Origin of the sequence: Acidovorax sp. (assembly GCF_046339755.1) — a bacterium.
Taxonomy (GTDB): Bacteria; Pseudomonadota; Gammaproteobacteria; order Burkholderiales; family Burkholderiaceae_C; genus Acidovorax.
In genome coordinates this window covers 1-2,808 of sequence record NZ_JBKDTZ010000173.1, presented here as the reverse complement: position 1 = coordinate 2,808, position 2,808 = coordinate 1, and the positions used below count along the sequence as shown (strand labels likewise).

At 64.3% G+C, this 2,808-nt stretch carries 2 protein-coding genes; both read right to left on the bottom strand.

From position 1 onward, the window contains the following. Positions 1–855 (bottom strand): restriction endonuclease (locus ACK59X_RS14405; RefSeq protein ID WP_409958091.1); only part of this gene is annotated, 855 nt, incomplete at its 3' end. Positions 856–875: 20 nt separating this feature from the next. After that, a partial coding sequence (gene hsdR, locus ACK59X_RS14400; protein WP_409958089.1) for an EcoAI/FtnUII family type I restriction enzme subunit R occupies positions 876–2,808 on the bottom strand: 1,933 nt, incomplete at its 5' end.

Below are 2,808 nucleotides of genomic sequence, written 5' to 3'. Positions count from 1 at the left end.
GCACCCCACGTTGTACCGAATCATCAACCGCGAGAGCTGCAAGCCGTCGATCAGCACGATTCGCGAGCCGAGCCCGCGTGCGGTATCGACCGCCGGCTGGCTGAAGGCCGAGGTGGTGACGAAGATGCCCTTGTGGGCCTTCTTCAGGCTCAGGGCGCCATAGAAATCGCGGATGGCACCGGCGCCGATGTTGTTGCCTTCGGCGTAGCGCTTGGCCTGGACGAAGATCTGGTCGACGCCGAGTGGGTCCTGGTCAATGACGCCGTCGACGCCGTCGTCACCGCTCTGGCCCAGCGCACGGCCGGCTCCTTCTGACGTGCCGCCGTAGCCCATGGCCAGCAGCAGCTCGACGATCAGCCTCTCGAAGAACGCCGGCGTGGCCTTGCGCACGCGGTCCAGCAGGTCTGCGGCCAGGGCGCCGGTGATGGCACTGTGGGCCTTGCGCAGAGCCTCGTCCGGGGTCTCGGTGCCTGCGGGGGTGCTGAAGGGCGCCGATGCCTGCGCGGGTGATGTTGTGGCGGTGGCGCCGTCGGCCTCGTTGACCTTGGCCTTGAAGTCCTGGAACTCCCTGAACTGGTCGAGGTAGGCGTTGTTGATCGTGGCGGCGGCATCCGCCAGTGCGGCCTGGCCGCGGGGCGTGATACGGAAGTAGCCGCGGCGTGTGTTCTCCACCAGGCCGGCTTTGGCCAGGTATGCCTTGGCCCAGTTCACGCGGTTCGCGAACCGCGACTGCTTACCGCTTGGCAGCAGCTCAGCGCGCTCGTCGGGGGTTAGGCCCAGCTTGTTGGCCAGATCCTCGACGGCGTCGCCGATCCGAGTCTCACCAACCGCCGCGCAGACTAGGACGGGGCGCATGAGGGTCTGGTAGTCCGGGATCATGATCGGCGCGCTCCAGTGCTGTAGAGATGCCGCTGGAATCCCACGAATACCCGGCGCACATCCTCAGGCTTTCCCAGCTCAGTGAAGGCGTCGCTCAGGGCCTTGTAGCGCAGCCGCAGCAGCGGTGACAGCTTCTCGGATTCCAGCTCGTCGACACCCTCCTTGACGTACTGGGCCAGCACGAAGTCGACGAAGGCACGCTGCTTGCCGGGCAGTTCGCTCGCTGTTGCCACGCGTGCTGCTTTGGCGCGCTGTTCGCGGGTGATCGGGTCCGATGCGAAGGCTACGAAGGCCAGCACGTCGAAGAGGTCGCTCTTCTCAGCTTCGATGCTCTTCTGCATCGCCTGCAGCTGCTCGCGTCCGAAGCCCTTGTCTGCCAGGCCTGCGAGTAGTGCTTTTCGGGTGTCGGGCTGGCTCCACAGCCGCCGCAGCTCATCCTCGTCCTTGAAGAACTCGGGCAGCGCGCCGAACAGGGCTTCCAGGAACTGCGCAGCCGACATCGGCTTGCCGTCCGCGCTCCAGAAGCTCGTTGCCGTCATGCTCTGGATGGTGCGGGCCTTGCCATCGGCGAGCTTGACCTTGATCTTTGACGGAGCCTTTTCCTTCGGCGTTTCGGGCTGAGGCTCTGCCGCAGTGAGTTCTGTCGCCCCGGTGCCGGTGGTCAGTGGCTTGGTCTCCGGCTCCAGCGGCTCGCCGTCCCACTCAGGGTCGCTGAACAGCCGGTGTGCCTTGACGAAGTCGTAGATCGTGAAGTGGTCCTTGCCTTCGTACAGGCGTGTGCCGCGGCCGATGATCTGCTTGAACTCGATCATCGAGTTCACAGGGCGCATCAGCACGATGTTGCGCACGTTGCGTGCGTCCACGCCGGTGGACAGCTTCTGCGATGTGGTCAGGACCGTCGGGATCGTCTTTTCGTTGTCCTGAAAGTCCCGCAGGTACTGGTCGCCCAGCGCACCGTCGTTGGCGGTGACACGAACGCAGTACAGAGGGTCGGTGCTGGTCTTGGCCTGGTTGATGAGATCTCGGATTGCCAGCGCATGGACCTGGGTTGCACAGAAGACCAGCGTCTTCTCGCGCTGATCGATCATCTCCATGAAGAGCCTGACCCGGTAGGCCTCGCGCTCCTTGATCTCGATGACGCGGTTGAAGTCCTTTTCTTCGTACCGCTTGCCCTGCTCCACGCTGCCTTCGATCACCTGGTCGTCCGGGGTGTAGACGTACTCGTCCAGCGTGGTCGCGATCTGCTTGACCTTGAACGGGGTCAGGAAGCCGTCGTTGATGCCTTCCTTGAGCGAGTAGCTGTAGACCGGCTCGCCGAAGTAGGCGTAGGTGTCGGCGTTGTCGCTGCGCTTGGGCGTGGCCGTCAGGCCAAGCTGCACGGCCGGCGAGAAGTAATCGAGGATGGCGCGCCAGCTGCTCTCGTCGCTGGCGCCACCGCGGTGACATTCGTCGATCACGATGAAGTCGAAGAAGTCCGCCGGGTATTCGCCGAAGTACGGCGCCGGCTTGCCGTCGACTGGCGGTCCGCTCATGAAGGTCTGGAAGATCGTGAAGAAGATGCTGCCGTTCTTGGGCACCCTGCCCTTCTTCTTGATCTCGTCCGGCTCGACCCGTACCAGCGTGCCGGGCGATCGGTCCTCGAACGCCGAAAAGGCGTTGTAGGCCTGGTCAGCCAGGATGTTCCGATCGGCCAGGAACAGGATGCGCGGGCGGCGAGTGGGTGCGGCGCCGCTCTTCCAGTCGACCAGGTTCCATCGGCTCTGATAAAGCTTCCACGCGAGCTGGAAGGCGATGTAGGTCTTGCCTGTGACGGTGGCCAGCGTGAGCAGGATGCGCTCTCGGCCATCGGCGATGGCCTCCAGCACCCGGCCAATGGCGATGTCCTGGTAGTAGCGGCCTTGCCAGCTGCCGCTGTGATCTTCGAACGGG